The sequence below is a fragment of the Stenotrophomonas sp. AG209 genome (assembly GCF_003550055.1).
GTDB lineage: Bacteria > Pseudomonadota > Gammaproteobacteria > Xanthomonadales > Xanthomonadaceae > Stenotrophomonas.
The window spans coordinates 502236-524416 of record NZ_QXDB01000002.1 but is presented as its reverse complement, the minus strand read 5'-3'; the positions used below and the strand labels follow the sequence as shown (position 1 = coordinate 524416).

Annotated in this window: 23 protein-coding genes and 1 tRNA gene; 18 read left to right on the top strand and 6 right to left on the bottom strand. The window is 67.7% G+C overall.

The window, feature by feature from the left end:
- Positions 1–28: 28 nt before the first annotated feature.
- Positions 29–121 (bottom strand) — tRNA-Ser (locus tag DFO63_RS14075).
- Between the two features lie 143 nt (positions 122–264).
- Between DFO63_RS14075 and dnaX the strand changes: the two genes are divergently transcribed.
- The 4 genes from dnaX to DFO63_RS14055 all read left to right on the top strand — a co-directional run bounded on the left by dnaX (position 265) and on the right by DFO63_RS14055 (position 3795).
- Positions 265–2331 (top strand): DNA polymerase III subunit gamma/tau, encoded by a 2067-nt coding sequence (gene dnaX, locus DFO63_RS14070; RefSeq protein ID WP_119007223.1) that lies wholly within the window; start codon positions 265–267, stop codon positions 2329–2331.
- 6 nt (positions 2332–2337) lie between these two features.
- Complete coding sequence (locus DFO63_RS14065; RefSeq protein WP_004154630.1) at positions 2338–2658, top strand: YbaB/EbfC family nucleoid-associated protein; 321 nt, start codon at positions 2338–2340, stop codon at positions 2656–2658.
- Positions 2659–2769: 111 nt separating this feature from the next.
- Positions 2770–3369, top strand: coding sequence for a recombination mediator RecR (gene recR / locus DFO63_RS14060; RefSeq protein ID WP_049443379.1), 600 nt, complete (start codon positions 2770–2772; stop codon positions 3367–3369).
- A 66-nt stretch (positions 3370–3435) separates the two neighbouring features.
- Complete coding sequence (locus DFO63_RS14055; protein WP_014036181.1) at positions 3436–3795, top strand: histidine triad nucleotide-binding protein; 360 nt, start codon at positions 3436–3438, stop codon at positions 3793–3795.
- Between the two features lie 102 nt (positions 3796–3897).
- Here the strand turns inward: DFO63_RS14055 and DFO63_RS14050 are convergent, their stop codons facing one another.
- The 4 genes from DFO63_RS14050 to DFO63_RS14035 are packed head-to-tail and all read right to left on the bottom strand — an operon-like array spanning position 3898 to position 8264.
- Complete coding sequence (locus DFO63_RS14050) at positions 3898–4425, bottom strand: Slp family lipoprotein (protein WP_014036182.1); 528 nt, start codon at positions 4423–4425, stop codon at positions 3898–3900.
- Positions 4422–6371 carry a DUF3488 and transglutaminase-like domain-containing protein gene (locus tag DFO63_RS14045; protein ID WP_119007222.1) on the bottom strand — a complete coding sequence of 650 codons (1950 nt, stop codon included), beginning with the start codon at positions 6369–6371 and terminating at the stop codon, positions 4422–4424. Before DFO63_RS14045 ends, DFO63_RS14050 begins: the two co-directional genes overlap by 4 nt.
- Positions 6364–7287, bottom strand: coding sequence for a DUF58 domain-containing protein (locus DFO63_RS14040; protein WP_049443428.1), 924 nt, complete (start codon positions 7285–7287; stop codon positions 6364–6366). Before DFO63_RS14040 ends, DFO63_RS14045 begins: the two co-directional genes overlap by 8 nt.
- A gap of 23 nt (positions 7288–7310) precedes the next feature.
- A complete protein-coding gene (locus DFO63_RS14035) occupies positions 7311–8264 on the bottom strand; it encodes a MoxR family ATPase (protein WP_119007221.1) in 954 nt (317 codons plus the stop codon).
- A 42-nt stretch (positions 8265–8306) separates the two neighbouring features.
- Here DFO63_RS14035 and DFO63_RS14030 point away from each other — a divergent pair, with 42 nt between their 5' ends.
- A complete protein-coding gene (locus DFO63_RS14030) occupies positions 8307–10142 on the top strand; it encodes a glycosyltransferase family 39 protein (protein WP_119007220.1) in 1836 nt (611 codons plus the stop codon).
- Between the two features lie 110 nt (positions 10143–10252).
- Here DFO63_RS14030 and DFO63_RS14025 read toward each other — a convergent pair whose 3' ends face one another.
- Positions 10253–10822, bottom strand: a complete 570-nt coding sequence (locus tag DFO63_RS14025; protein WP_119007219.1) for a Maf family nucleotide pyrophosphatase — start codon at positions 10820–10822, stop codon at positions 10253–10255.
- 113 nt (positions 10823–10935) lie between these two features.
- On the opposite strand from DFO63_RS14025, the gene DFO63_RS14020 reads away from it, so the two are divergent.
- The 13 genes from DFO63_RS14020 (at position 10936) to DFO63_RS13960 (ending at position 22109) form a co-directional block, all read left to right on the top strand.
- Complete coding sequence (locus DFO63_RS14020) at positions 10936–11445, top strand: YceD family protein (protein WP_049404889.1); 510 nt, start codon at positions 10936–10938, stop codon at positions 11443–11445.
- Between the two features lie 107 nt (positions 11446–11552).
- Positions 11553–11747: a 50S ribosomal protein L32 gene (rpmF, locus tag DFO63_RS14015; protein ID WP_004154640.1), complete on the top strand. Its 195-nt coding sequence runs from the start codon at positions 11553–11555 to the stop codon at positions 11745–11747.
- Between the two features lie 91 nt (positions 11748–11838).
- Positions 11839–12816, top strand: a complete 978-nt coding sequence (locus DFO63_RS14010; protein WP_049443384.1) for a beta-ketoacyl-ACP synthase III — start codon at positions 11839–11841, stop codon at positions 12814–12816.
- Positions 12817–12893: 77 nt separating this feature from the next.
- Positions 12894–13676: a serine/threonine protein phosphatase gene (locus tag DFO63_RS14005; RefSeq protein WP_119007218.1), complete on the top strand. Its 783-nt coding sequence runs from the start codon at positions 12894–12896 to the stop codon at positions 13674–13676.
- Positions 13677–13836: 160 nt separating this feature from the next.
- A complete protein-coding gene (fabD, locus tag DFO63_RS14000) occupies positions 13837–14781 on the top strand; it encodes an ACP S-malonyltransferase (RefSeq protein ID WP_119007217.1) in 945 nt (314 codons plus the stop codon).
- A gap of 81 nt (positions 14782–14862) precedes the next feature.
- Positions 14863–15606 (top strand): 3-oxoacyl-ACP reductase FabG, encoded by a 744-nt coding sequence (fabG, locus tag DFO63_RS13995; protein ID WP_049421577.1) that lies wholly within the window; start codon positions 14863–14865, stop codon positions 15604–15606.
- Positions 15607–15758: 152 nt separating this feature from the next.
- Complete coding sequence (gene acpP, locus DFO63_RS13990; protein WP_005415509.1) at positions 15759–15998, top strand: acyl carrier protein; 240 nt, start codon at positions 15759–15761, stop codon at positions 15996–15998.
- 143 nt (positions 15999–16141) lie between these two features.
- Positions 16142–17404 carry a beta-ketoacyl-ACP synthase II gene (gene fabF / locus DFO63_RS13985; protein ID WP_014036191.1) on the top strand — a complete coding sequence of 421 codons (1263 nt, stop codon included), beginning with the start codon at positions 16142–16144 and terminating at the stop codon, positions 17402–17404.
- A 92-nt stretch (positions 17405–17496) separates the two neighbouring features.
- Positions 17497–18861, top strand: a complete 1365-nt coding sequence (locus tag DFO63_RS13980; protein WP_119007216.1) for an aminodeoxychorismate synthase component I — start codon at positions 17497–17499, stop codon at positions 18859–18861.
- A gap of 221 nt (positions 18862–19082) precedes the next feature.
- Positions 19083–20144, top strand: a complete 1062-nt coding sequence (gene mltG / locus DFO63_RS13975) for an endolytic transglycosylase MltG (protein WP_101765031.1) — start codon at positions 19083–19085, stop codon at positions 20142–20144.
- Complete coding sequence (gene tmk / locus DFO63_RS13970) at positions 20141–20806, top strand: dTMP kinase (RefSeq protein ID WP_119007215.1); 666 nt, start codon at positions 20141–20143, stop codon at positions 20804–20806. The genes mltG and tmk overlap by 4 nt, the downstream gene beginning before the upstream one ends.
- The gene (locus DFO63_RS13965; protein WP_119007214.1) at positions 20803–21759 is read left to right on the top strand and encodes a DNA polymerase III subunit delta'; all 957 of its coding nucleotides are present in this window, start codon (positions 20803–20805) and stop codon (positions 21757–21759) included. Before tmk ends, DFO63_RS13965 begins: the two co-directional genes overlap by 4 nt.
- On the top strand, positions 21756–22109 hold the full coding sequence (locus tag DFO63_RS13960; protein WP_005412452.1) for a PilZ domain-containing protein: 354 nt from the start codon (positions 21756–21758) through the stop codon (positions 22107–22109). Before DFO63_RS13965 ends, DFO63_RS13960 begins: the two co-directional genes overlap by 4 nt.
- Positions 22110–22181 lie beyond the last annotated feature (72 nt).

The window sequence follows — 22181 nt, the reverse complement described above, 5'->3', positions numbered from 1 at the left end:
CGCCCAGAGGGCGGCTTCTTCATTTGTCTGGCGGAGAGAGGGGGATTCGAACCCCCGAAGCGCGGTTTAGACGCTTACACACTTTCCAGGCGTGCTCCTTCAACCACTCGGACACCTCTCCGGATCCCTGCCATCGGCAAACGCCTCAGCAGGGGCGCAGATTCTAGCGGGCGGCGCGGCCGGACACAAGCACCCAGTTCCGGGTCGCATCCAGGGGCATTGTTGGCGAGGGGGCTGGACAGGCATGGCACAATGGAACATCCGATGGAAAACGGTGGCCTGATGTCCTATCTCGTCCTTGCCCGCAAGTGGCGTCCGAAGCGTTTCGCCGAGCTGGTGGGCCAGGAACACGTGGTCCGTGCGCTCAGCAATGCGCTGGACAGCGGCCGGGTCCACCACGCGTTCCTGTTCACCGGCACCCGCGGCGTGGGCAAGACCACCATCGCGCGCATCTTCGCCAAGTCGCTGAACTGCGAGCAGGGCACCAGCGCCGATCCGTGCGGCCAGTGCGCGGCCTGCCTGGACATCGACGCCGGCCGCTACATCGACCTGCTGGAAATCGACGCCGCGTCCAACACCGGCGTGGATGACGTGCGCGAGGTGATCGAGAACGCGCAGTACATGCCCTCGCGCGGCAAGTACAAGGTCTACCTGATCGACGAAGTGCACATGCTGTCCAAGGCGGCGTTCAACGCGCTGCTGAAGACGCTGGAAGAACCGCCGGAACATGTGAAGTTCCTGCTGGCCACCACCGATCCGCAGAAGCTGCCGGTCACCGTGCTCAGCCGCTGCCTGCAGTTCAACCTCAAGCGCCTGGATGAAGACCAGATCCAGGGCCAGATGACCCGCATCCTGGCGGCGGAAGAGATCGAGGCCGACGGCAGCGCCATCGTGCAGCTGGCCAAGGCCGCCGATGGCAGCCTGCGCGATGGCCTGTCGCTGCTGGACCAGGCGATCGCCTATGCCGGCGGCGCGCTGCGCGAGGACGTGGTGCGCACCATGCTGGGTACCGTGGACCGCACCCAGGTGGCGGCGATGCTGGATGCGCTGGCCGAGGGCGATGGCCCGCGCCTGCTGCAGGTGGTGGCCGCGCTGGCTGAGTTCTCGCCGGACTGGAGTGGTGTGCTGGAAGCGCTGGCCGAAGGGCTGCACCGCATCCAGGTGCAGCAACTGGTGCCGGGCGCCGCCGCCGCGGAAGGCCTGGATGTCGCGGCATTCGCCGAGCGCCTGCGCCCGGAAGTGGTGCAGCTCTGGTACCAGATGGCCCTGAATGGCCGCCGCGACCTGCCGCTGGCACCGAGCCCGCGCGCCGGCTTTGAAATGGCGGTGCTGCGCATGCTGGCGTTCCGTCCGGCCGCAGCGGTACCGCCGGTGCCGAAGGCCGTCGACGGTGCGGTGGGCGGCGCGCCGGGCGGCAACGCTGGCGGTGGTGGCGCCGGTACCGGTAGCCACGACACGACGCCGGCCGCTGCCGCCGCTTCGGCCAGCCCGGCCGTGGCGGCGCAGGTCGCCGCGCCGGTGCAGGCTGCGCCGCGAGAACCTGAACCCGAACCCGAGCCGGCCCCGCAACCGGAACCGGATCCGACGCCTGAGCCCAAGCCGGTTCCGGTGGAAGAGCCCGTGTCGCCGCCGCCAGTGAAGGCCGCGGCAGAGACGCCGGCGCCTGCCGTCACTGCAGAGGCAAGCGACGACCTGCCGCCGTGGGCCACTGACGAAGCCGAGGCGCGTGACGAGGCGTTGGCGGCCGAGATGTCCGGCCCGGACGCCGCCATGGTCGCGCCCTGGCACGAACCGCCGGCTCCCGTCGCGGCTCCCAGCGAGCCTGCGCCGCCCGAGCGCCCGTTCCGCGCCGAAGGCATTGCCATTGCGCCGGCCGAACATGCTGAACTGGCCCCGGCGCGTGCTGCCGCGCCGCAGGAAGGTGTCAGCGAGCTGGCCACTGCCGAAGACTGGCTGGATCTGGTCGCCAACAGCGGCCTGAGCGGCCCCTCGCGGCAACTGGCCGCCAATGCCGCGTTCATCAGCTGCCAGCACGGGACCTTGAAACTGGGCCTTTCGCCCGGATTTGAATACCTGCGCTCGGAGCGCGCGCTGGCTGCCCTGGGCGAGATGCTGCAGAAGGCCCTCGGCCAGGCGCCGAAGATCGTGGTCGAGACCGTGGAAACCGAGCACGTTCCGGCCGAGACCCTGCATCAGCGGGCCGACCGCCAGCGTGGCGAGCGGCAGCAGGTGGCAGAGGCTGTTTTCATGGACGACCCGGAAGTGCAGGTGCTGATCCAACAGCACGGCGCACGGGTTGTTTCCGATTCCATCCGTTCTTTTGACGAGTAAGACACTATGCGCGGCAATATCGCCCAACTGATGCAGCAGGCCCAGAAGATGCAGGAAAACCTGCAGAAGGCCCAGGAAGAAATCGCCAAGATCGAAGTGACCGGCAGTGCCGGTGGCGGCATGGTCAGCGTGACCCTGACCGGCGCCAAGGAATGCCGCAAGGTGCGTATCGACCCGTCGCTGGCCAGTGACCCGGAAATGCTGGAAGACCTGATCGCGGCCGCCTTCAACGATGCCTCGAACAAGATCGATGCCGAGTCGAAGTCGAAGATGGGTTCGGCCACCGCCGGCATGCAGCTGCCGCCGGGCATGAAACTGCCGTTCTGATTCGTGGCGGGGCGCCTGTCGCTGCAGGTGCCCGCTGCAACCCTCAGTCGAGCATGGCTCGGCTCTACACGTAGCTGTCGAGCCTGCTCGACGCCATGAAAGCATGAAGCCGTGTCCGCACCCCTGCTTGAACAATTGATCGACGCACTGCGGGTGCTGCCTGGCGTCGGCCAGAAGACCGCACAGCGCATGGCCTACCACCTGCTCGAGCGCGAGCGCGAAGGTGGCCAGCGACTGTCCGAAGCCCTGGCGTTGGCGGTGGAGCGCATCGGCCACTGTGCGCAATGCCGCGACTTCAGCGAAACCGAGCTGTGCCCGACCTGTGCCAACAGCAGCCGCGAGCGCAGCCAGCTGTGCGTGGTCGAATCGCCGGCCGACCGCCTGGCCATCGAGAACGCCACCGGCTTCCGCGGTGTCTACTTCGTGCTGCAGGGCCGGCTGTCGCCGCTCGATGGCATCGGCCCGCGCGAGCTGGGCCTGGAGCAGCTGGAGCAACGGCTGGCCGAAGGCGAGGTGCAGGAGCTGATCATCGCCACCAGTGCCACCGTCGAAGGCGAAGCCACCGCGCACTACCTGGCGCAGCTGGCGCGCGCGCGCAAGGTGCAGCCCAGCCGGCTGGCGCAGGGCCTGCCGCTCGGTGGCGAACTCGAATACGTTGACCGCGGCACGCTGTCACACGCGTTCGGCACGCGCAGCGAATTCCGCGACTGAGCGCTGTCCGGGCAGCGCCCGGCGTGTCCGGCCTACAATGCGCAAGACATCCCGCCGAGGCCGACCATGAGCAACGAAACCCTCTTCAGCAAGATCATCCGTCGCGAGATCCCGGCCACCATCGTCTACGAGGACGACGAGGTGCTGGGCTTCAAGGACATCGCACCGCAGGCGCCGGTGCACGTACTGTTCATTCCGAAGAACGAGATCATCCCGACCCTGGACGACCTGCAGCCATCGCAGGCGCACCTGATCGGCAAGCTGGCCCTGGCCGCCGCCGAGTATGCGCGCCGCGAAGGCTTCGCGCAGGATGGCTACCGCATCGTGATGAACTGCCGCGAGCATGCCGGGCAGACCGTGTTCCACATCCACATGCACCTGCTGGCGGGTGCGCCGCTGGGGCATTTCGGTACGCCGGGGCGCTGAGCGCCCGGCATCCATCATTGCCCGCAGTGGATCCACGCGATGCGTGGATGAAAAAAGGCCGCCCGAAGGCGGCCTTTTTCGATCACGCATGGCGGATGGCGATCACCACCAGCCCCAACGGCCGTAACCACCCCAGTACGGGCCATACGGGCCCGGGCCCCACGGGCCATAGGGGTAGGGCACCACATCGACCTGGCGCTGTTCCGGCCACAGGTAGATCACATCGGCCGACAGCTTCGGCAGGCGGTAGTCGTACTCACCGATGCGGGTGTTCTGGTAGCCGTCGATCTTGCCGATGAAGGTCACGTCGCGGCCGGCTTCAAACACGGCCGGGTCGTAGAAACCGGCGCGGCAGGCGATGAAGCGGCCGTCGCTGGCGTCGGACGAGGTAGTGTTCGGGCGGCCGCTGGCGTTGAGCGGGCGCGAGATCATCTGGAAGCAGGTCTCGCCCTGGCCGGGCTTGGTTTCGATGATGCGACCGCCCCAACGGACCGGCGTGCCGACCTGCTGGGTGGCGACCGAGTCGCGCGGGGAGACCAGGCTGAACTGTCCCTGCAGCGGCTTGGGGGCCGTGGCGCAGGCCGACAGGGCCAGCGTGGCCACAGCGGTGAGGAGGAACTTGGTGTTCATGGGGAGGCTCCGGAAGTCGGGCGATGCCTGCGCAGGTCCCGCAATAATGAAGCGAGGTCGGTGCAAGTTCCAGCGTAACGCGCGTCGGCGAAACGCTGGCTGAGTGCCAGCAGGGCGGGGTCGGGGCGCTGGGCGTGTACCCGCCGTGACCAGTCGCATGCTGTCTCGTTGGGTTCGCGGGCCAGGCCAAGGCGTGCATAGCGCTGCCCCAGCCGGTGCCAGGCGCGCAGCAGCGGGTCGCGCTCGCGCTCGCCGCGGGCCAGCAGCCAGGCCATCCACGCCAGTGCCAGCAGCGCCGCGACCACGAAGCCGGTCACCAGCTGCGCCGGCCCGAGATCATCCAGCCCGAACGGCTTGAGCAGTTGCTGCTGGCGGCGTGCGTCGAAGGACAGCACCAGGTCGTTCCAGCCGCGGCGCAGCCAGTCACCCATCTGCCCCAGCTGCAGCCAGCGCTGTTGCAGCGGGGTCTCCGTGCCGGCCTGCAGGCGGTCGTCCAGCGTGTCCAGGATGCGTTCCGGTGCCACGGCCGCAGTCGGGTCGACCCGGACCCAGCCGCGCTGCGGCAGCCAGACTTCGGCCCAGGCGTGGGCATCCATGCGCCGCACCACCCAGTAGTCGCCGATGCGGTTGCGGGTGCCGCCCGCGAAGCCGGTCACCACCCGGGCCGGAATGCCGGCGTTGCGCATCAGCACCACGAAGGCCGAGCTGAAGTGCTGGCAGAAGCCTGCCTTGTAGTTGAACAGGAAATCGTCGACCGGATCCCGTCCCGCCACCGGCGTTTCCAGCGTGTAGGAGAAGTCGCGGGTGATCCATTGCAGCGCACGGCGGACGATGGCCTCGTCATCATTGCCGGCCTCCTGCCGCCATTGCTGTGCCAGTTGGGCGGTGCGCGGATTGAAGCCGGGCGGAAGCTGCAACGCGGCGCGGCGCAGGTAGGGCGACAGATCGGTGTCGAACCGTTGCGGAGGTGCCGAATGCAACCGCCAGCGGCTGAGCGCGGACAGCGTGCGGTCGCTGCGCAGGCTCATGTCCGCATCGAAGCTGCTGCCCTCCGGTGCGCGGCTGGGCAGGTCCAGGGCCACCAGCAGGCGACGGTCGGTGGGCTCGTAGTCGATCTGGTAGTCCCATCCCTGTGCGGCGGCTTCGACCACCGGGGCCGGGCGCCGGGCCGTCGCGCGATCGCGGCTCCAGCGGTGGCCATCGAAGGACGTCAGCACCGGACCGCGCCAGTAGCGCTGTGCGGGCTCGGGCACCGCGCCGAAGAACTGCACGCGCAGCGCCGGGGTGTCGTCGGCCATCAGGTCCAGCCATTGGTCAGGCGCCATGCTGTCAGCCAGGCCGGGTGTACCCACCGCTCGTTCGGGTACGCCCCACAGCGGCGCGGACAAGCGCGGGAACAGCCAGAAGCAGGCCAGAGCCAGCGGCAGGCCGATGCCCAGCAGTCGGCCGACACCACGCAGTTGCCCGCGCAGCGGCAGGCGAGGGCTGTGGCCCTCGTCCTGGGCCAGGCGTTGCAGCGCCAGCAGTGCGGCAACCGCGGCCAGCGCCGCCAGTCCGGTGGTCAGTGGTCCCTGGTCGAGCAGGAAGGCCGCGAACGGCGAGAACAGCGCGAATCCCAGCAGGCTGCGCGCGTCGCGCAGGTTGCGCAGTTCGCTGGATTTGATTGCCAGCATCGCCGCCAGCAGCGCACAACCGGTATCACGGCCCGGCCGCACCATGCCCATCTGCCAGACGATGGTGGCGAGCATGGCCAGCACCAGCAGCAGGCGCACCGGCATCGGCAGCACGCGCCGCCGGGAAAGCGCAGCGGTCAGCACGGCGGCGATCGCGATCACGATGGCCAGCACCGGCGGCAGCTGCAGCAGGAGTGGCAGCAGCGCCAGCGCTGCGCTGGCCAGGGTCCAGCTGCGTGCGTTGCGATCGAGCAGGACGGCAGGCTCAGTCATGGGGCATCAGCGCCAGTGCGCGCAGGCACAGGTGGTGGTGGCTGGCGCCCTGGCCGGGCCCGAACGGTGGATGGGCCGGAAGCTGCAGTGTGTAGCGTCGGCCTTCGCGCTCGGCCATGTCGACCCAGCGTGCCAGCCGCGCGATGCGCGCTTCATGGCCCAGCGGTGCCAGCGCGCGCCAGTCCAGCACCACTTCGATGCCGATCGGTTTTTCGTACTCGCGTACCAGCAGGCTGTCGCGGCGTGCCGAGTGTTTCCAGGCAATGCTGCGCGGGGCGTCGCCGGCACGATAGGGGCGCAGCTGGTGCAGCTCCTCGCCACTGGCGTGGGCGCGGGTGTGCAGTGGATCGCTGCCACTTTCCGGAAGCGGAGGTGCCAGTGCCTCGGCCAGTGGATAGACCAGCAGCGGCTGCTCCGGCCACACCCACGACCATGCCCGCACCAGCCCCAGCGGCTGCGTGCTCGACAGGCGGATGCGGGGCAGTTCCAGCCAGCCGCGGCGCTCGCTGGGGACATCCAGCTCCACTTCGCCGCGGCCGTGTGCAGGCAGTGCGACCCAGGCCTCGCTTGCGCCCAGCTGCAGGTGCAGCCCATGGCGCGCGCGCGGGTCGCGCAGCGACAGGTCCACGCGCAGGCGCAGGGGATGCCCCGCTGGAACCGGTTCGGCGGAGATTGCATCGATCTGTATGCCGGACAGCTGCAGGTGCGCAGCGATGGCGCTGGCGATCGCCGCTGCGGCCAGCAACAGGGCCAGCAGCAGGGCCGGGTTGTTGTTGTAGTTCAATGCGCCCAGCAGCATCGCCGACAGCAGCGTGGCGACGAACAGGCCGAAGCGGGTCGGCAGTACATAGATGCGATGGCGGTCCAGCCGCTGCGGCAAGGCTTCGGGCCTGCGTGGGCGTGCCAGCAGCTGCATGCGTGCCCAGCGTGTGGCCACCTTCAGTCCACCGCGACGGTCTGCAGGATCGCCCGCGCCAGTGCAGGCCCGGAGCTGGATTCGGCCTCCGCCACCAGGCGATGACCGGCCACCGCCACGAACAGGGTCTGCACGTCTTCGGGCACCACATGCCCGCGGCCGAGCAGCAGCGCATGCGCCTTGGCCGCGCGCAGCAGGGCCAGCCCGGCACGCGGCGACAGGCCCACGCGTACGCCGGCATGCTGGCGGCTGCGGGTCAACAGTGCCTGCACGTAGTCGATCAGCGCGTCGCTGGCATGCACCTGGCCAACTGCTTCACGCAGCGTACGCACCTGGGTGTCGTCCAGCTTCGGCACCGCGCGCGCGATCAGGTCGCGGCGATCACTGCCACGCAGCAGCTCGCGCTCGGCCTGCGCGCTCGGGTAGCCCATCGCCAGCCGCAGCAGGAAACGATCCAGCTGAGAATCCGGCAACGGGAAGGTGCCGGACAGATCGACCGGGTTCTGCGTGGCGATCACGAAGAACGGGTCGGGCAGCGGATGCGTCTGTCCATCCAGGGTGACCTGCTGCTCGGCCATCGCTTCCAGCAACGCGCTCTGCGTGCGCGGTGGCGCGCGGTTGATCTCATCGGCCAGCAGCACATGGGTGAACACCGGGCCGGGGTGGAACTGGAACTGGCGGCTGCCGGCCTCGTACACCGACACGCCGAGCACATCGGCCGGCAACAGGTCGGAGGTGAACTGCACGCGCTGGAAGCTGAGGCCGAGGCTGCTGGCCAGTGCATGCGCCAGCGTGGTCTTGCCCAGGCCGGGCAGATCCTCGATGAGCAGGTGGCCGCCGGAAAGCAGGGCGACAAAGGCCAGCCTGACTTCCGGCACCTTGCCCAGCACCAGTGCGTTCACCTGATCCTGTGCCTCCCGCAGGGCCTGGCGCAGTTGATCGGTTAGCATGCTGGGATTGGGGGACGAGGCTGGCATGATCGTCTCAGGTCTGGAATCCATTCGATTATCCATAGAGCAATGCAAGGCGAACAGCGCGCGCGGACAATATTTCTCTGGTTATGGACGCTGATCACAGCGGCCAAGCTGGTGGTGGCTGCGCGCCTGCCGCTGTTCGTCGATGAGGCGTTCTATTGGCAGGAAGGCCAGCACCTGGCCGCTGCCTATTCCGACCTGCCGGGGCTGACGGCGTGGCTCGCACGCCTGGGCGTGGAGATCGGTGGCCATCATGTGCTGGCATTGCGCCTGCCGTTCCTGGCCATCGGTGCGCTGCTGCCGTTGCTGGTGGTGCGCATCGCCACACGCTGGTTTGGCAACGTCGCAGGGTGGCAGGCGGGCAGCCTGACCCTGCTGATGCCGCTGTCGGCCACGCTGGGCCTGCTGGCCGTGCCGGATGTGCCGATGGCACTGGCCGCAGTGATCTGCCTGCATGCAGGTGCGCGCCTGCTGCACAACGTGGATGCGTCGTCGGCGATGAAGCTGGCGCTGGGCCTGCTGATCGGTGCGCTCAGCCACTACCGTTTCATTGGCGTCATCGGTGTCGGCTTCATTGCGCTGCTGGCGCTGCCGCAGGGCCGCCGCATGCTGGCCGACCCGCGCGTGTGGGTGGCGCTGGCGGTGGGTGTACTGGCCTGGCTGCCGTTGCTGGCCTGGAATGCGGACAACCATGATGCCGGCCTGAAGTTCCAGGTGGTCGAGCGCCACCCGTGGACGTTCGAATGGGACGGACTGTGGTTCCTGGTGATCCAGCCGATGCTGGTGACGCCGATCCTGTGCATCGCGATGTGGAAGGTCGCCCTGGCAGGTACCCGCAGCGGTGGTGGTGCGCGGGTGCAGTGGCGCTATTTCGGCCTGGTGGGCGGCGTGTCGACGCTGGGCATCTTCCTGCTGGGCTTCTTCACCGATGTCGAGCGGATCAGTTTCCACTGGCCATTGCCGGGCTACCTGGCGCTGCTGGTGGCCGTGCCGGTGGTCCTCAATGGCTGGCCGCGCTGGCTGCGCCGTACCGGCTGGTGGCTGGCGGCTGCAGGCACCGTGCTGGCCTTCGGCTACTACCTGATGGCGTCCACGCCGGCGCTGCGCGAGCAGATGGCCGGCAGCAAGTACTACCCGCGCAACTTTGCCGGCTGGCAGCCGCTGGCCGTGGCGGTGCGTGACGAACTGCGGCAGATGCTGCCGGGCACGCGTGTGCTGGCCGGCAACTTCAAGGTCGGTGCCGAACTGGGCTTCCAGCTGGGCAACGGTGATATCGAGGTATTGCCACATCCGCTCAACGACAAGCATGGGCGGACCGCACAGCTGGCGCAGTGGGACCTGCTGCACGAAGGCCCGCGCAGTGCGCCGATGCTGCTGGTGCTGTCACCCAGCGACCAGCGCTACCGCGATCTGCTGGCGCGCTATCACGCCATCTGCGAGCAGGTGGGGCCGCTGCCGGCGCCACGCGTGGTCAACAGCGATCATGGTTTCCAGCGCTTCCTGCTGTTCCGGCTGCCGGTGCAGCGCGCGCAGGGGCCCTGCGTGACGCCGGCAATGGCCTGGCTGGATGCGCCGTCCAACGGTGAGAAGGTCTCCGGAACGCTCGCCATCAAGGGCTGGGCGTTCAAGGATGGCGTCGGATTGGCGCGCATCGAAGTGCTGGTCGATGGCCGTTCGATCGGTGATGCGCGCTACGGGCGCGTGTTCGACATCCGCCAGGCCTGGCCGGACAGCACCGATCCGCAGCATCCGGCGGTGGGCTTCGACGCATCGCTGGATACCACCACGCTGGCGCCGGGCCGGCATTGGCTTGGCCTGCGCCTGCACGGGCGCGACGGCAGTGTGGAGGCGTGGCAGGAGCAGCCGTTCGAGGTTCGTTGAGGCTTCTGCTTTCGTAGCGTCGAGCCATGCTCGACTGCTTCTCCAAAGACGGTCGAGCATGGCTCGACGCTACAAAAAGGACAGCCGAGCATGGGCCTCGGCTCTACAGTTCAGGGCACTGCGAACCCCGCCTGGCGCAGCAGGCCGCACAGCGCGATCAGTGGCAGGCCGACCAGCGCGGTCGGGTCGCGGTTGTCGATTGCCTCGAACAGGCTGATGCCCAGGCCCTCGCACTTGAAGCTGCCGGCGCAGTCCAGTGGCTGCTCGGCGGCGACATAGCGCGTGATCTCCTGCGGGTCCAGCTCGCGGAAGCGCACTTCGGTCAGGTCCAGGGCGGCGAGGGATTCTCCATCCCGCCTGAGACTGATCGCCGTGTGAAAGCGCACCGTCTGCCCGGACATCGCCGCCAGCTGCGCACAGGCCGCCTCGAACGTGCCCGGCTTGCCCAGCGGCTGGCCGTTCAGATCGGCCACCTGGTCCGAGCCGATCACCCAGGCGCCGGGGTAGCGGGCGGCCACCTCGGCGGACTTGGCGGCGGCCAGGCGCGTGGCCAGGGCCAGCGGAGCTTCCCCATTCAGGGGAGTCTCATCCACGTCCGGGCGTGCGCATTCGAAGGGCAGGCCCAGCCGTTCCAGCAGTTCACGACGGTAGCGGGAGGTGGAGGCCAGGACCAGTGACATGTGACAATACCGGGGCAGGGCGCGGCAGTCTGGCCCCTCCACGGCGGCAGCGGCAAGTCCTGTAGGGCGGGCATTTGACAGCGGGCGGCGCGATCCTTAGTATTCAGCGGCTTATGTCCGCGAACGTGCCCGAAACGCTGGATGCCTGGCGGATGGTTGTAGCGCGAAGGCGCTTCGACGGTCAGGTCTCCCTGGCTGAATTGACCCGCCTGCAGGGGTTGGTCGCAGATACCGACGGCGAGTGTGTCTACTCGCTTGAATTCGGTCGCGACGACGTCTTGCGGGTATCCTATGTGGAACTGACCATCGACACCGCGTTGCCGCTGACCTGTCAGCGCAGCATGCAGCGATTCCTGTTGCCGGTGAAGGTGACCCAGAGGCTTGGCCTGATCCGCGACGAGGACGAGGAATCGTCCCTGCCGGAGGAATACGAGGCGTTGCTGGTGCCGGAAGACGGCCAGCTGCGTCCGTTGGACCTGGTCGAGGACGAGTTGGTGCTGGCAGTGCCGGTTGTGCCGCTGTCGCCCGACGGTGAGGCAGTCGACAAGGACTGGGCACCGAGCGAAGAAGAAACGAAGAAGGCCAATCCGTTTGCGGCGTTGGCAGCACTGAAGAAACAATAGCAGCCGGATTGTCGTCGGCGGCTGCGGCGAAAGCGAAAGTGTGCTGGGCGCTGGCGTCCTGCGCGACGATACGACGAAGCAAATCGAACCGAGTTTGGAGCAATCCCATGGCTGTGCAGAAATCCCGTGTCACCCCGTCCCGCCGCGGCATGCGTCGTGCCCACGACGCCCTGAGCGCCAAGCAGCTGTCGACCGACCCGACCACCGGCGAAGTGCACCTGCGTCACCACATCACTGCCGACGGTTTCTACCGCGGCAAGAAGGTCATCCAGACCAAGACCTCGGCCGTCGAAGAAGATTGATGTGCCGGGAAGGCCGCTGCCTCCGGGCAGCGGCCTTTGCCTTCTTTCCCGGGCGTGCCGGTGATCGGCGGCCCGCGCAACAGGAAACATGATGAGCAAGCGGATCTATTCGAGGATCGCGGGCACCGGTAGCTATTTGCCGGAAAAAGTCCTGACCAACGCCGACCTGGAAAAAATGGTCGAAACCTCGGATGAGTGGATCCAGTCGCGCACCGGAATTCGTGAACGGCACATCGCGGCCGAAGGCGAAACCACCAGCGACCTTGGCTACAACGCCGCCCTGCGCGCGCTTGAAGCCGCAGGCATCGATGCCTCGCAGCTCGACATGATCGTGGTCGGCACGACCACGCCTGATCTCATTTTCCCGTCCACCGCGTGCCTGATCCAGGCCAAGCTCGGTGTGGCCGGGTGCCCCGCCTTCGACGTCAACGCGGCCTGTTCGGGCTTCGTGTTCGCGCTGGGCGTGGCCGACAAGTTCATCCGCTCCGGCGACTGCAAGCACGTGCTGGTGATCGGCACCGAAACGCTGACCCGCATGGTCGACTGGAACGATCGCACCACCTGCGTTCTGTTCGGCGATGGCGCCGGCGCTGTCGTGCTCAAGGCCGACGAAGACACCGGCATCCTCAGCACCCACCTGCATGCCGATGGCAGCAAGAAGGAGCTGCTGTGGAACCCGGTTGGCGTTTCGACCGGCTTCAAGGACGGCGCCAACGGTGGCGGCACCATCAACATGAAGGGCAACGACGTGTTCAAGTACGCCGTCAAGGCGCTGGACTCGGTCGTGGACGAGACCCTGGCCGCCAACGGCCTGGATAAGTCCGACCTGGATTGGCTGATCCCGCACCAGGCCAACCTGCGCATCATCGAAGCCACCGCCAAGCGCCTGGACATGTCGATGGACCAGGTCGTGGTGACCGTCGACAAGCACGGCAACACCTCGTCCGGCTCGGTGCCGCTGGCGCTGGACGCCGCCGTGCGTTCGGGCAAGGTCGAGCGCGGCCAGCTGCTCCTGCTGGAAGCCTTTGGCGGCGGCTTCACCTGGGGTTCGGCCCTGTTGCGCTATTGATAGTGCAAGTTACGACAATGTGAAGCTTTGTCGTTGCGGCCCCTCTGGGGCCGTAACGCGTTTAAGGAGGACCTGTCATGGTTGAGCCCATCGTCATCGAAGGGCAACGTGCCTGGCTGAAGCAGTACGGCAAGGGAAGCCGAGCAATGGCCCTGGGCCTGCTCAATTTTGTTGCCCGCCGTTTCCATCTCGATGCCCTGCGCCCGCCACCGCACCGCGGTGGCGACGCCGCACGCGAAACCGAAGCCCGCCGCCTCGCGGAACTGCAGGCGCAGGGTGTGAACGTGCCTGACGTCCTGGGCACCGGCCATGCCGCCCTGGTGATCGGTGACAACGGCAGCTCGTTCAATACCTGTCTGCGCGAAGCCGACGAGACCGGTCGCGATCGGCTGGTGATGGCGGCGATGCAGGCCATTGCCGAAGCGCATGCCCGTGGTGCCTATTTTGGCCAGCCGTTGCCGCGCAACCTCACCTGGGATGGCGAGAAGGTCGGCTTCATCGACTTCGAGGAAGATCCGCTGGAAGTGATGGACCTGTCCGAAGCGCAGGCCCGCGACTGGCTGATGTTCGGCTATGGCGTGGCCAAGTACTACGCCGACCGCCCCGAGCACCTGCAGGCGATGATGGCCGAAGCGATGGGCGACGTTCAGGAGCCTGTGCGCGAGCACGTGCATGCGGTCAGTGGCCGCCTGCGCAGCCTGGCCCGGGTCTGCATGAAGCTGGGTCGCTCGGCGCGCGCGCTGGCCCATTCGATCTTCATTGCCCACGGCGCCAGCACTGCCGGCGTGCTGATGCTGGTGGGCCTGTGCGTGGATTTCCTCGCCGACGGCGATCTGGACGTCCTGCAGCTGTTCTGCTGATGGCTGATAGGGGTCAGATCCCTTTTCCTGCGGAAAAGGGATCTGACCCCGTTGCGCTTGCCCGGCCGCCCACCATACGCGTGCATACGCGCACGTACAGACGACACGGCATGTTCCCCCTTATCATGGCCCGCTTCGATTGCAACAAGCGGATGACCGCGTGACCGTATCCACCCTCGCTTTTGTCTTCCCCGGCCAGGGCTCGCAGTCTGTGGGCATGGTGGCCGAGCTGGCCGAACTGCACCCGCAGGTGCGTGAAGCCTTCACCGAGGCATCCGATGGTGCCGGCGTCGACCTGTGGGCGCTGTCCCAGGGCGGCCCGGAGGAAATGCTCAACCGTACCGAATATACCCAGCCGGCCCTGCTGGCCGCGAGCATCGGCGTGTGGCGCGCCTGGAACGCCGTGGGCGGTCCGCGCCCGTCGGTGCTGGCCGGCCACAGCCTGGGCGAGTACACCACCCTGGTCGCGGCGGGCGCGCTGAGCCTGCATGACGGTGCGCACCTGGTGCGCCTGCGCGGCCAGCTGATGCAGGAAGCCGCACCGGCCGGTGTCGGCGCCATGGCCGCCGTGCTCGGCGCCGAAGACCAGCTGGTGCTGGACGTCTGCGCCGAAGCCGCAGGCAGCCAGGTGGTGGTGCCGGCCAACTTCAATTCGCCGGGCCAGATCGTGATCGGTGGCGACGCCGATGCGGTTGACCGTGCGCTGGCGCTGCTGGCCGAAAAGGGCGTGCGAAAGGCCGTGAAGCTGGCCGTCAGCGTGCCCTCGCACACCCCGCTCATGCGCGAAGCCGCCAACCGCCTGGCCGAAGTGATGGCCGGCCTGTCCTGGCAGGCGCCGCAGCTGCCGGTGGTGCAGAACGTCGACGCCCAGGTTCATGACGGCATTGACGCGATCCGTACCGCGCTGGTCCAGCAGCTGTACCAGCCGGTGCAGTGGACCGGGTGCGTGCAGGCGCTGGCCGCCCGTGGCATCACCCAGATCGCCGAGTGCGGCCCGGGCAAGGTGCTGACCGGCCTGGTCAAGCGCATCGACAAGGCCATCGATGGCCGTTCGCTGGCCACGCCGGGCGACTTCGAAGCCGCCCGTGAGGCATGGTCGGCCTGATTTCCCTGTTCCTGCCGACTGTACCGGTGGCCGCTGCAAGCGGCACGGGTGCGGCGGCCGTCCCAGCCTGAGGAAAACATCATGAGCAAGCCCCTGCAGGGTGAAATCGCACTGGTCACCGGCGCCAGCCGTGGCATTGGTGCCGCCATCGCCGATCTGCTGGCCGCCCAGGGCGCCACCGTCATCGGCACCGCCACCACTGAATCCGGCGCTGCCGCGATCGGTGAGCGCCTGGCCGCCCACGGCGGTCACGGCCGCGCGCTGAACGTCACCGACGCTGCCGCGTTGGATGCCGTGCTGGCGGACATCGCCAAGGAATTCGGCCCGATCTCGATCCTGGTCAACAACGCTGGCATCACCCGCGACAACCTGCTGATGCGCATGAAGGACGAGGACTGGGCGTCGATCATCGACACCAACCTGACCAGCGTGTTCCGCACCAGCAAGGCGGTGATGCGCGGCATGATGAAGGCGCGCAAGGGGCGCATCATCAACATCGCATCGGTGGTGGGCGTGACCGGCAATGCCGGCCAGGCCAACTACGCCGCGGCCAAGGCCGGCATCATCGGCTTCAGCAAGTCGCTGGCCAAGGAAATCGGTTCGCGCGGTGTCACCGTCAATGTTGTCGCACCTGGCTTCATCGACACCGACATGACCAAGGCGTTGCCGGAAGAAGCGCGTACCGCGCTGATCAACGACATCGCCCTCGAACGCCTGGGTTCGCCGGAAGACATCGCCCATGCGGTGGCCTTCCTGGCCGGCCCGGCTGCCGGTTACATCACCGGCGAAACCCTCCATGTGAACGGCGGCATGTACATGCCGTAAGCAAGGGGCGCAGGGATTGCGCCGCAAGTGGTTGATCTGCGAAGGTTTTTGCTGCAATGCAAGGCCGCGCCGGTTTCCACTACACTATCCCACGGCCATCGCCTTTGATGGCGACCACTTTTGAACCACAACTCCATCTGGAGCGAGATCCCATGAGCACCATCGAAGAACGCGTCAAGAAAATCGTCGTCGAACAGCTTGGCGTCAAGGAAGAAGAAGTCACCAACAGCGCATCGTTCGTCGATGACCTGGGCGCTGACTCGCTGGACACCGTTGAGCTGGTGATGGCCCTGGAAGAAGAATTCGAGTGCGAGATCCCGGACGAAGAAGCCGAGAAGATCAGCACCGTGCAGGCCGCCATCGACTACATCAAGGCCCACGTCAAGGCCTGATGTCAGACGGCAGTGCGCGCGCGGGCCCATGCTCGCCGCGCACCGCACCCCATGGGGCCGCAGTTGCGGCCCCGTGTGTTTGAGCATCACACCGAAGCAAACCGAGTTGCCCGTTGAAATCAGCCGGGTCAGGAGAATCAGCAATGAAGCGTCGCGTCGTCGTAACCGGCCTGGGTATCGTCTCGCCGTTGGGCAATGATCTGGCCAGCAGCTGGGAAGGCATCACCCAGGGTCGTTCGGGCATCGGTCCGCTGACCAACGTTGCGGATGCCTACCTGGATCGGTTCACCACCAAGATTGCAGGTGAGGTCAAGGGATTCGACATCACCGCCGACAATGAACTGTTCGGCAAATTCCGGGTCAGCGGCAAGGATGCCAAGAAGATGGACCCGTTCATCCATTACGGCCTCGGTGCCTCGTTCATGGCCCTGCATGACTCGGGCCTGGACATCACCGACGCCAATGCCGAGCGCATCGGCGCCATCGTCGGCGCCGGCATCGGCGGCCTGCTCGGCATCGAAGAGCAGACCATCGAGTTCCACGAGGGCAAGAAGATCTCGCCCTTCTACGTGCCCAAGACCATCATCAACATGCTGCCGGGCCAGCTGAGCATCATCACCGGCCTGAAGGGCCCGTCGTTCTCGGCGGTGTCGGCATGCGCGACCTCGAACCATTCGATCGGTACCGCGATGCGCATGATCCAGTACGGCGATGCCGACGTGATGGTGGTCGGTGGTGCCGAGCGTGGCTCGTCGCCGACCGCACTGGGCGGCTTCTGCGCGATGAAGGCCATGAGCACCCGCAACGACGCCCCGGAACAGGCTTCGCGCCCGTGGGACAAGGACCGCGACGGCTTCGTGCTGGGCGACGGCGCCGGCATCCTGATCCTGGAAGAGTACGAGCACGCCAAGGCACGTGGCGCGAAGATCTATTGTGAACTGGCCGGCTTCGGCGCCAGCTCCGACGCGTACCACATGACCGCACCGAGCGAGAACGGCGAAGGCGCCGCCCGCTGCATGGTCATGGCCATGAAGGACGCTGGCGTGACCCCGGAACAGGTCGGTTACCTCAACGCGCACGGCACCTCCACGCCGCTGGGCGACCTGGGCGAGACCATGGCGATGAAGACCGCCTTCGGCGACCACGCCTACAAGATGATGGTCAGCTCCACCAAGTCGATGACCGGCCACCTGCTGGGCGCTGCCGGCGGCGTGGAAGCGATCTTCTCGGTGATGGCGCTGCAGGACAACGTCATTCCGCCGACCATCAACCTGCAGCAGCCGGGCGAAGGCTGCGACCTGGACTACGTGCCCAACGAAGCACGCCAGGCCAAGGTCGACGTGGTGATGTCGAATGGCTTCGGCTTCGGTGGCACCAACGGCACGCTGATCTTCAAGCGCGTCTGACCGAGGTGTAGCGTCGGGCCATGCTCGACTCCGCGTTCTACGGAGCCGCCGCAAGGCGGCTTCCGTGCATCTGAACTCCCGAACTGGCTGCCATGACCCACGCACCTCTGATCCACCCGCTGCCGCACCCGATCGATCTGCTGGCCCTGCAGCAGCACGACCCGGCGCGCTTTCCGCTGCTGATGGAATCCACCGCCTCGGGCACCGCCCAGGGCCGCTGGAGCCTGCTGCTGGCCGCGCAGGGCGATAGCCTGCGGCTGGATGCCGATGGCCAGGTGCGCGACCAGCACGACGCGGTACACGCCGGCAGCTTCCTGCAGGTGCTGGATCGCGCCTGGCAGCGCGAACGCCTGCCGCACGACGGCAGCCACAGCCTGCCGTTCCGCGGCGGCTGGGCGTTGATGCTGGATTACGAAGTGGCCAGCCAGATCGAGCCGGTGCTGCCGGCGCGCGCGCGCGAGGACGGCCGCCCGACCGCGCTGGCACTGCGCTGCCCGGCCGCGGTGCTGCACGACCACCACAACGATGCCAGCTTCGTCATCGCTGAAGCCGGCGAGCAGGCGTTGCTGGATGCGCTGGTGGCACTGGCCTCGGCCGCGCTGCCCGAAGCCGGGCAGGGCTGGCAGCCGCCGCAGTCGGTGGGCGAGGATGCGCCGCAGCGCTTCACCGACGGCGTACGCCGGGTGATCGAGTACCTGCGTGCCGGCGATGTGTTCCAGGTGAACCTGTCGCGGCGCTGGAGCGCGCGGTTCGCCGCGCCGGTCAGTCCGCAGGCGCTGTACGCGCAGCTGCGCCGTGCCAACCCGGCGCCGTTCGCTGGCCTGTTCAGCGCACACGGCCGCCATGTGGTCAGTTCCTCGCCGGAGCGGCTGGTGTCGGTGCATGCCGGCCATGCGCAGACCCGCCCGATTGCCGGCACGCGACCGCGCTTCGAGGGGGACGATGATGCCGCGCGCATCCAGGAGCTGGTCGGCCACCCGAAGGAGCGTGCCGAGCACGTGATGCTGATCGACCTGGAACGCAACGACCTGGGCCGCATCTGCCAGCCCGGCACCGTGGTGGTCGATGAGCTGATGACGGTGGAGAGCTACGCCCATGTGCACCACATCGTCAGCAATGTCAGCGGCCACCTGCGCCCGGAAATCACCCCCGGCGAGGTGATCGCCGCCACGTTCCCGGGGGGCACCATCACCGGCTGCCCCAAGGTGCGCTGCATGCAGATCATCAGGGAGCTGGAGCAGGTGCCGCGCGGTGCCTATACCGGCGCCTTCGGTTGGCTGAACCGCGATGGCGACCTGGACCTGAACATCCTGATCCGTACCGCCGAAGTGGATGGCTACGAGGTGAGCTTCCGCACCGGCGCCGGCATCGTGGTTGATTCGGACCCGGACAAGGAACTGGACGAGACCCGCGCCAAGGCCCGCGGCCTGCTGCGCGCGCTGGGCCAGCAGGGGTGATCGACCGGCCGGGCAGGAATGTTGGTGGGTGCCGACCGTTGGTCGGCACCGAGGCCTCCATGGCCGTTCATCCACGCATGGCGTGGATCTACTGATCGCCGCGCCAGGCATGGATTGTGGTGGGTGCCGACCGTTGGTCGGCACGCAGGCGCCACCCCGGTCATGACCCCAATCCACCGGCACGGTATCCTGCACGACGGAATCGAGTTCAGAGGTAGTCCATGGCGGGAGCCAAGCGCGGGTGTCTGTTCGTGGTAACGCTGGTGGTGGTGCTGGCCGCCGTCGTGGCCGGCGCGGGCGCGTGGTTCTTCTACCAGCAGACCCGGTTCGCCGACGCCCCCATCACCCCGTCCGCCGAGAGCATGGTCATCGCCAGTGGCGATGGCATGAACAGCGTGCTGCGCAAGCTGCGCGATGCCGGTGTGGATGAAGGCCAGGACGCGCAGTGGCAGCTGCTGGCGCGCCAGCTCGATGCTGCCGGCAAACTGAAGGTGGGCGAGTACGCGCTCAGCGCTGACCTGACCCCGCGCGAGCTGCTGCTGCGCATGCGCGCCGGCAAGGTGCTGCAGCACCGCGTCACGATCATCGAGGGCTGGAACATCCGCCAGCTGCGTGCCGCGCTCAAGCGCGCCGAGCCGCTGCTGCACACCACCGATAATCTTGATGACGCGGCGCTGATGCAACGCCTCGGTTTCGGTGGCCAGCATCCGGAAGGCCGCTTCCTGCCGGAGACCTACGTCTACCAGCGCGGCGACAGCGACCTCGATGTGCTCAAGCGCGCCCACGCCGCGATGGAAAAGGCACTGGACGAGGCCTGGGAAAGCCGCGCGCCGGACCTGCCGATCAACACGCCCTACGAACTGCTGACGATGGCGTCGATCATCGAGAAGGAAACCGCGCTGGCCAGCGAGCGCCCGCAGATTGCCGGCGTGTTCATGCGCCGCCTGAAGATCGGCATGCGCCTGCAGACCGACCCGACCGTGATCTACGGCATCGGTGCTGCGTATGACGGCAACATCCGCCGCCGCGACCTGACCACCGATACGCCCTACAACACCTATACCCGTGCCGGCCTGACCCCGACCCCGATCGCCATGCCCAGCCGCGATGCGCTGATGGCGGCCGCACAGCCGGCACCGGGCGACGCGCTGTACTTCGTCGCCGTGGGCGATGGCAGCGGCGCGCACGTGTTCTCGCCCAGCCTGGATCAGCACAACGCCGCAGTGGCCCGCTACCTGCAGCAGCTGCGCCAGCAACGTACCAAGGAGACCCCGGCGCAATGAGTCCCGCGCTGCTTCGCCACCCGCGTTTCGTCAGCCTGGAAGGCGGCGAGGGCGCAGGCAAGACCACCGCCATCAATGCCATCCGTGACTGCCTGCGCAGCCATGGCCATGAGGTGGTGCTGACCCGCGAGCCGGGCGGTACGCCGCTGGCCGAGCGCATCCGCGGCCTGGTGCTGAAGCCCGATGCCGAGATCGCCGCCGAACCGCTCAGCGCCGAAGCCGAACTGCTGCTGGTGTTCGCCGCACGCGCGCAGCATGTGCGCCAGGTGATCCAGCCGGCGCTGCAGCGCGGTGCCTATGTGCTGAGCGATCGCTTCACCGATTCCAGCTACGCCTACCAGGGCGGTGGCCGCGGCCTTGATCCGCAGTGGATTGCCGACCTGGAGCGCCGCGCCGTCGGCCTGCTGCCGGGCCTGACCCTGCTGCTGGACGTGGACGTGGCCGTCGGCCGCGCACGCGCCAATGGCCGCGACCTGTGGCCGGACCGCATCGAAAGCGAACAGGACGATTTCTTCCAGCGCGTGCGCGAAGTGTTCCGCAGCCGCGCGCAGCAGGACCCGCAGCGCTTTGCGCTGATCGACGCCGGCCAGGTACAGGAACGCGTGGCGGCCGATGTGGTCGCGTGCGTCGAGCGCTGGCTGCAGGACGGGGAGGCCGCATGAGCACGTTCTCGCCCTGGCAGCAGCGCGCGTTCGACCAGACCGTCGCCGCGCTCGATGCCGACCGGCTCGGCCATGGCCTGCTGATCTGCGGCCCGGCCGGGCTGGGCAAGCATGAGGTGGCGCTGGCCCTGGCCGACCACGTGCTGGCGCGCGGCGATGCCGCGCATGCCACGCGCACGCGCCAGCTGATCGCCGCCGGTACCCATCCGGACCTGCAGCTGGTCAGCTTCATTCCGAACAAGAGTGGCGACAAGCTGCGCACCGAGATCGTCATCGAGCAGGTGCGCGAGATCACCAACAAACTGGCGCTGACCCCGCAATACGGCGTGGCGCAGGTGGTGATCGTCGATCCGGCCGATGCGATCAACCGCTCGGCCGCCAATGCGCTGCTGAAGACCTTGGAAGAGCCGCAGCCCGGCCGTTACCTGTGGCTGATCAGCAGCGACCCGGCGCGCCTGCCGCAGACCATCCGCAGCCGCTGCCAGCGCCTGGAGTTCAAGCTGCCACCGCAGCACGAAGCGCTGGCCTGGCTGCAGCAGCAGGGCCACAGCGAAGCATCGGCGCGCGAAGCGCTGGACGCCGCGCGCGGCCACCCCGGCCAGGCCGACAACTGGCTGCGCGAAGATGGCCTGAGCCTGCGCCGCGACGTGGGCCGCGAGCTGGAACAGCTGGCTGCCGGCAAGACCGGCGCGGTGGAGCTGGCGCAGAAGTGGTGCGCCGATGACAACGCGGCGCTGCGCCTGCGCTTTGCCGCCGACCTGGCGCTGGCCCAGGCCAGCACCGATGCCTTGACCACGCCGGAGCGATTGCACAAGCTTGCAGCCTGGTTCGATGCGGCCAACCGCACCCGCGACCTGCTGCGCACCACGGTGCGTGCAGACCTTGCGGTGGTCGAGTTGCTGCTGGCCTGGAACAAGGTGAACGAGCGGCCTGCCGCAAGGGGAAATCGATGAGTGCCAGCAACGCCCGCCAGGGCATCCTGTCCCTGGCTGTGAAGGACAAAGCCGCGCTGTACAGCGCGTACATGCCGTTCGTGAAGAATGGCGGCATCTTCGTGCCCACGCCCAAGCGCTACTTCCTGGGCGACGAGGTGTTCCTGCTGCTGACCCTGCCCGATTCCAGCGAGCGCCTGCCGGTGGCCGGCAAGGTGATCTGGGTGACCCCGGCCGGCGCACAGGGCAACCGCACCGCCGGCATCGGCGTGCAGCTGGCCGACGGTGCCGAAGGCGAGGGCGTGCGTCACAAGATCGAGACCCTGCTGGCCGGCCTGACCGGCTCGGACAAGCCGACCCATACGATGTAACTGGGCGCGGATCACCGCCACTGGTAGCGCCGGGCCATGCCCGGCGGCGATCGCCGAAACACCCGTGAACAC

What these genes read in the sequence shown, in the direction of transcription:
- DFO63_RS14020 (WP_049404889.1), top strand. Translation starts at nt 10,936, where the DNA reads ATGTCCGCGAACGTGCCCGAAACGCTGGATGCCTGGCGGATGGTTGTA.
- mltG (WP_101765031.1), top strand. Translation starts at nt 19,083, where the DNA reads ATGGCGGGAGCCAAGCGCGGGTGTCTGTTCGTGGTAACGCTGGTGGTG.
- dnaX (WP_119007223.1), top strand. Translation starts at nt 265, where the DNA reads ATGGAAAACGGTGGCCTGATGTCCTATCTCGTCCTTGCCCGCAAGTGG.
- DFO63_RS13965 (WP_119007214.1), top strand. Translation starts at nt 20,803, where the DNA reads ATGAGCACGTTCTCGCCCTGGCAGCAGCGCGCGTTCGACCAGACCGTC.
- DFO63_RS14035 (WP_119007221.1), bottom strand. Translation starts at nt 8,264, where the DNA reads ATGCCAGCCTCGTCCCCCAATCCCAGCATGCTAACCGATCAACTGCGC.
- DFO63_RS14050 (WP_014036182.1), bottom strand. Translation starts at nt 4,425, where the DNA reads ATGAACACCAAGTTCCTCCTCACCGCTGTGGCCACGCTGGCCCTGTCG.
- fabF (WP_014036191.1), top strand. Translation starts at nt 16,142, where the DNA reads ATGAAGCGTCGCGTCGTCGTAACCGGCCTGGGTATCGTCTCGCCGTTG.
- DFO63_RS14065 (WP_004154630.1), top strand. Translation starts at nt 2,338, where the DNA reads ATGCGCGGCAATATCGCCCAACTGATGCAGCAGGCCCAGAAGATGCAG.
- DFO63_RS13960 (WP_005412452.1), top strand. Translation starts at nt 21,756, where the DNA reads ATGAGTGCCAGCAACGCCCGCCAGGGCATCCTGTCCCTGGCTGTGAAG.
- DFO63_RS14010 (WP_049443384.1), top strand. Translation starts at nt 11,839, where the DNA reads ATGAGCAAGCGGATCTATTCGAGGATCGCGGGCACCGGTAGCTATTTG.
- fabG (WP_049421577.1), top strand. Translation starts at nt 14,863, where the DNA reads ATGAGCAAGCCCCTGCAGGGTGAAATCGCACTGGTCACCGGCGCCAGC.
- DFO63_RS14040 (WP_049443428.1), bottom strand. Translation starts at nt 7,287, where the DNA reads ATGCAGCTGCTGGCACGCCCACGCAGGCCCGAAGCCTTGCCGCAGCGG.
- DFO63_RS14005 (WP_119007218.1), top strand. Translation starts at nt 12,894, where the DNA reads ATGGTTGAGCCCATCGTCATCGAAGGGCAACGTGCCTGGCTGAAGCAG.
- DFO63_RS14025 (WP_119007219.1), bottom strand. Translation starts at nt 10,822, where the DNA reads ATGTCACTGGTCCTGGCCTCCACCTCCCGCTACCGTCGTGAACTGCTG.
- DFO63_RS14045 (WP_119007222.1), bottom strand. Translation starts at nt 6,371, where the DNA reads ATGACTGAGCCTGCCGTCCTGCTCGATCGCAACGCACGCAGCTGGACC.
- DFO63_RS13980 (WP_119007216.1), top strand. Translation starts at nt 17,497, where the DNA reads ATGACCCACGCACCTCTGATCCACCCGCTGCCGCACCCGATCGATCTG.
- tmk (WP_119007215.1), top strand. Translation starts at nt 20,141, where the DNA reads ATGAGTCCCGCGCTGCTTCGCCACCCGCGTTTCGTCAGCCTGGAAGGC.
- DFO63_RS14055 (WP_014036181.1), top strand. Translation starts at nt 3,436, where the DNA reads ATGAGCAACGAAACCCTCTTCAGCAAGATCATCCGTCGCGAGATCCCG.
- rpmF (WP_004154640.1), top strand. Translation starts at nt 11,553, where the DNA reads ATGGCTGTGCAGAAATCCCGTGTCACCCCGTCCCGCCGCGGCATGCGT.
- DFO63_RS14030 (WP_119007220.1), top strand. Translation starts at nt 8,307, where the DNA reads ATGCAAGGCGAACAGCGCGCGCGGACAATATTTCTCTGGTTATGGACG.
- acpP (WP_005415509.1), top strand. Translation starts at nt 15,759, where the DNA reads ATGAGCACCATCGAAGAACGCGTCAAGAAAATCGTCGTCGAACAGCTT.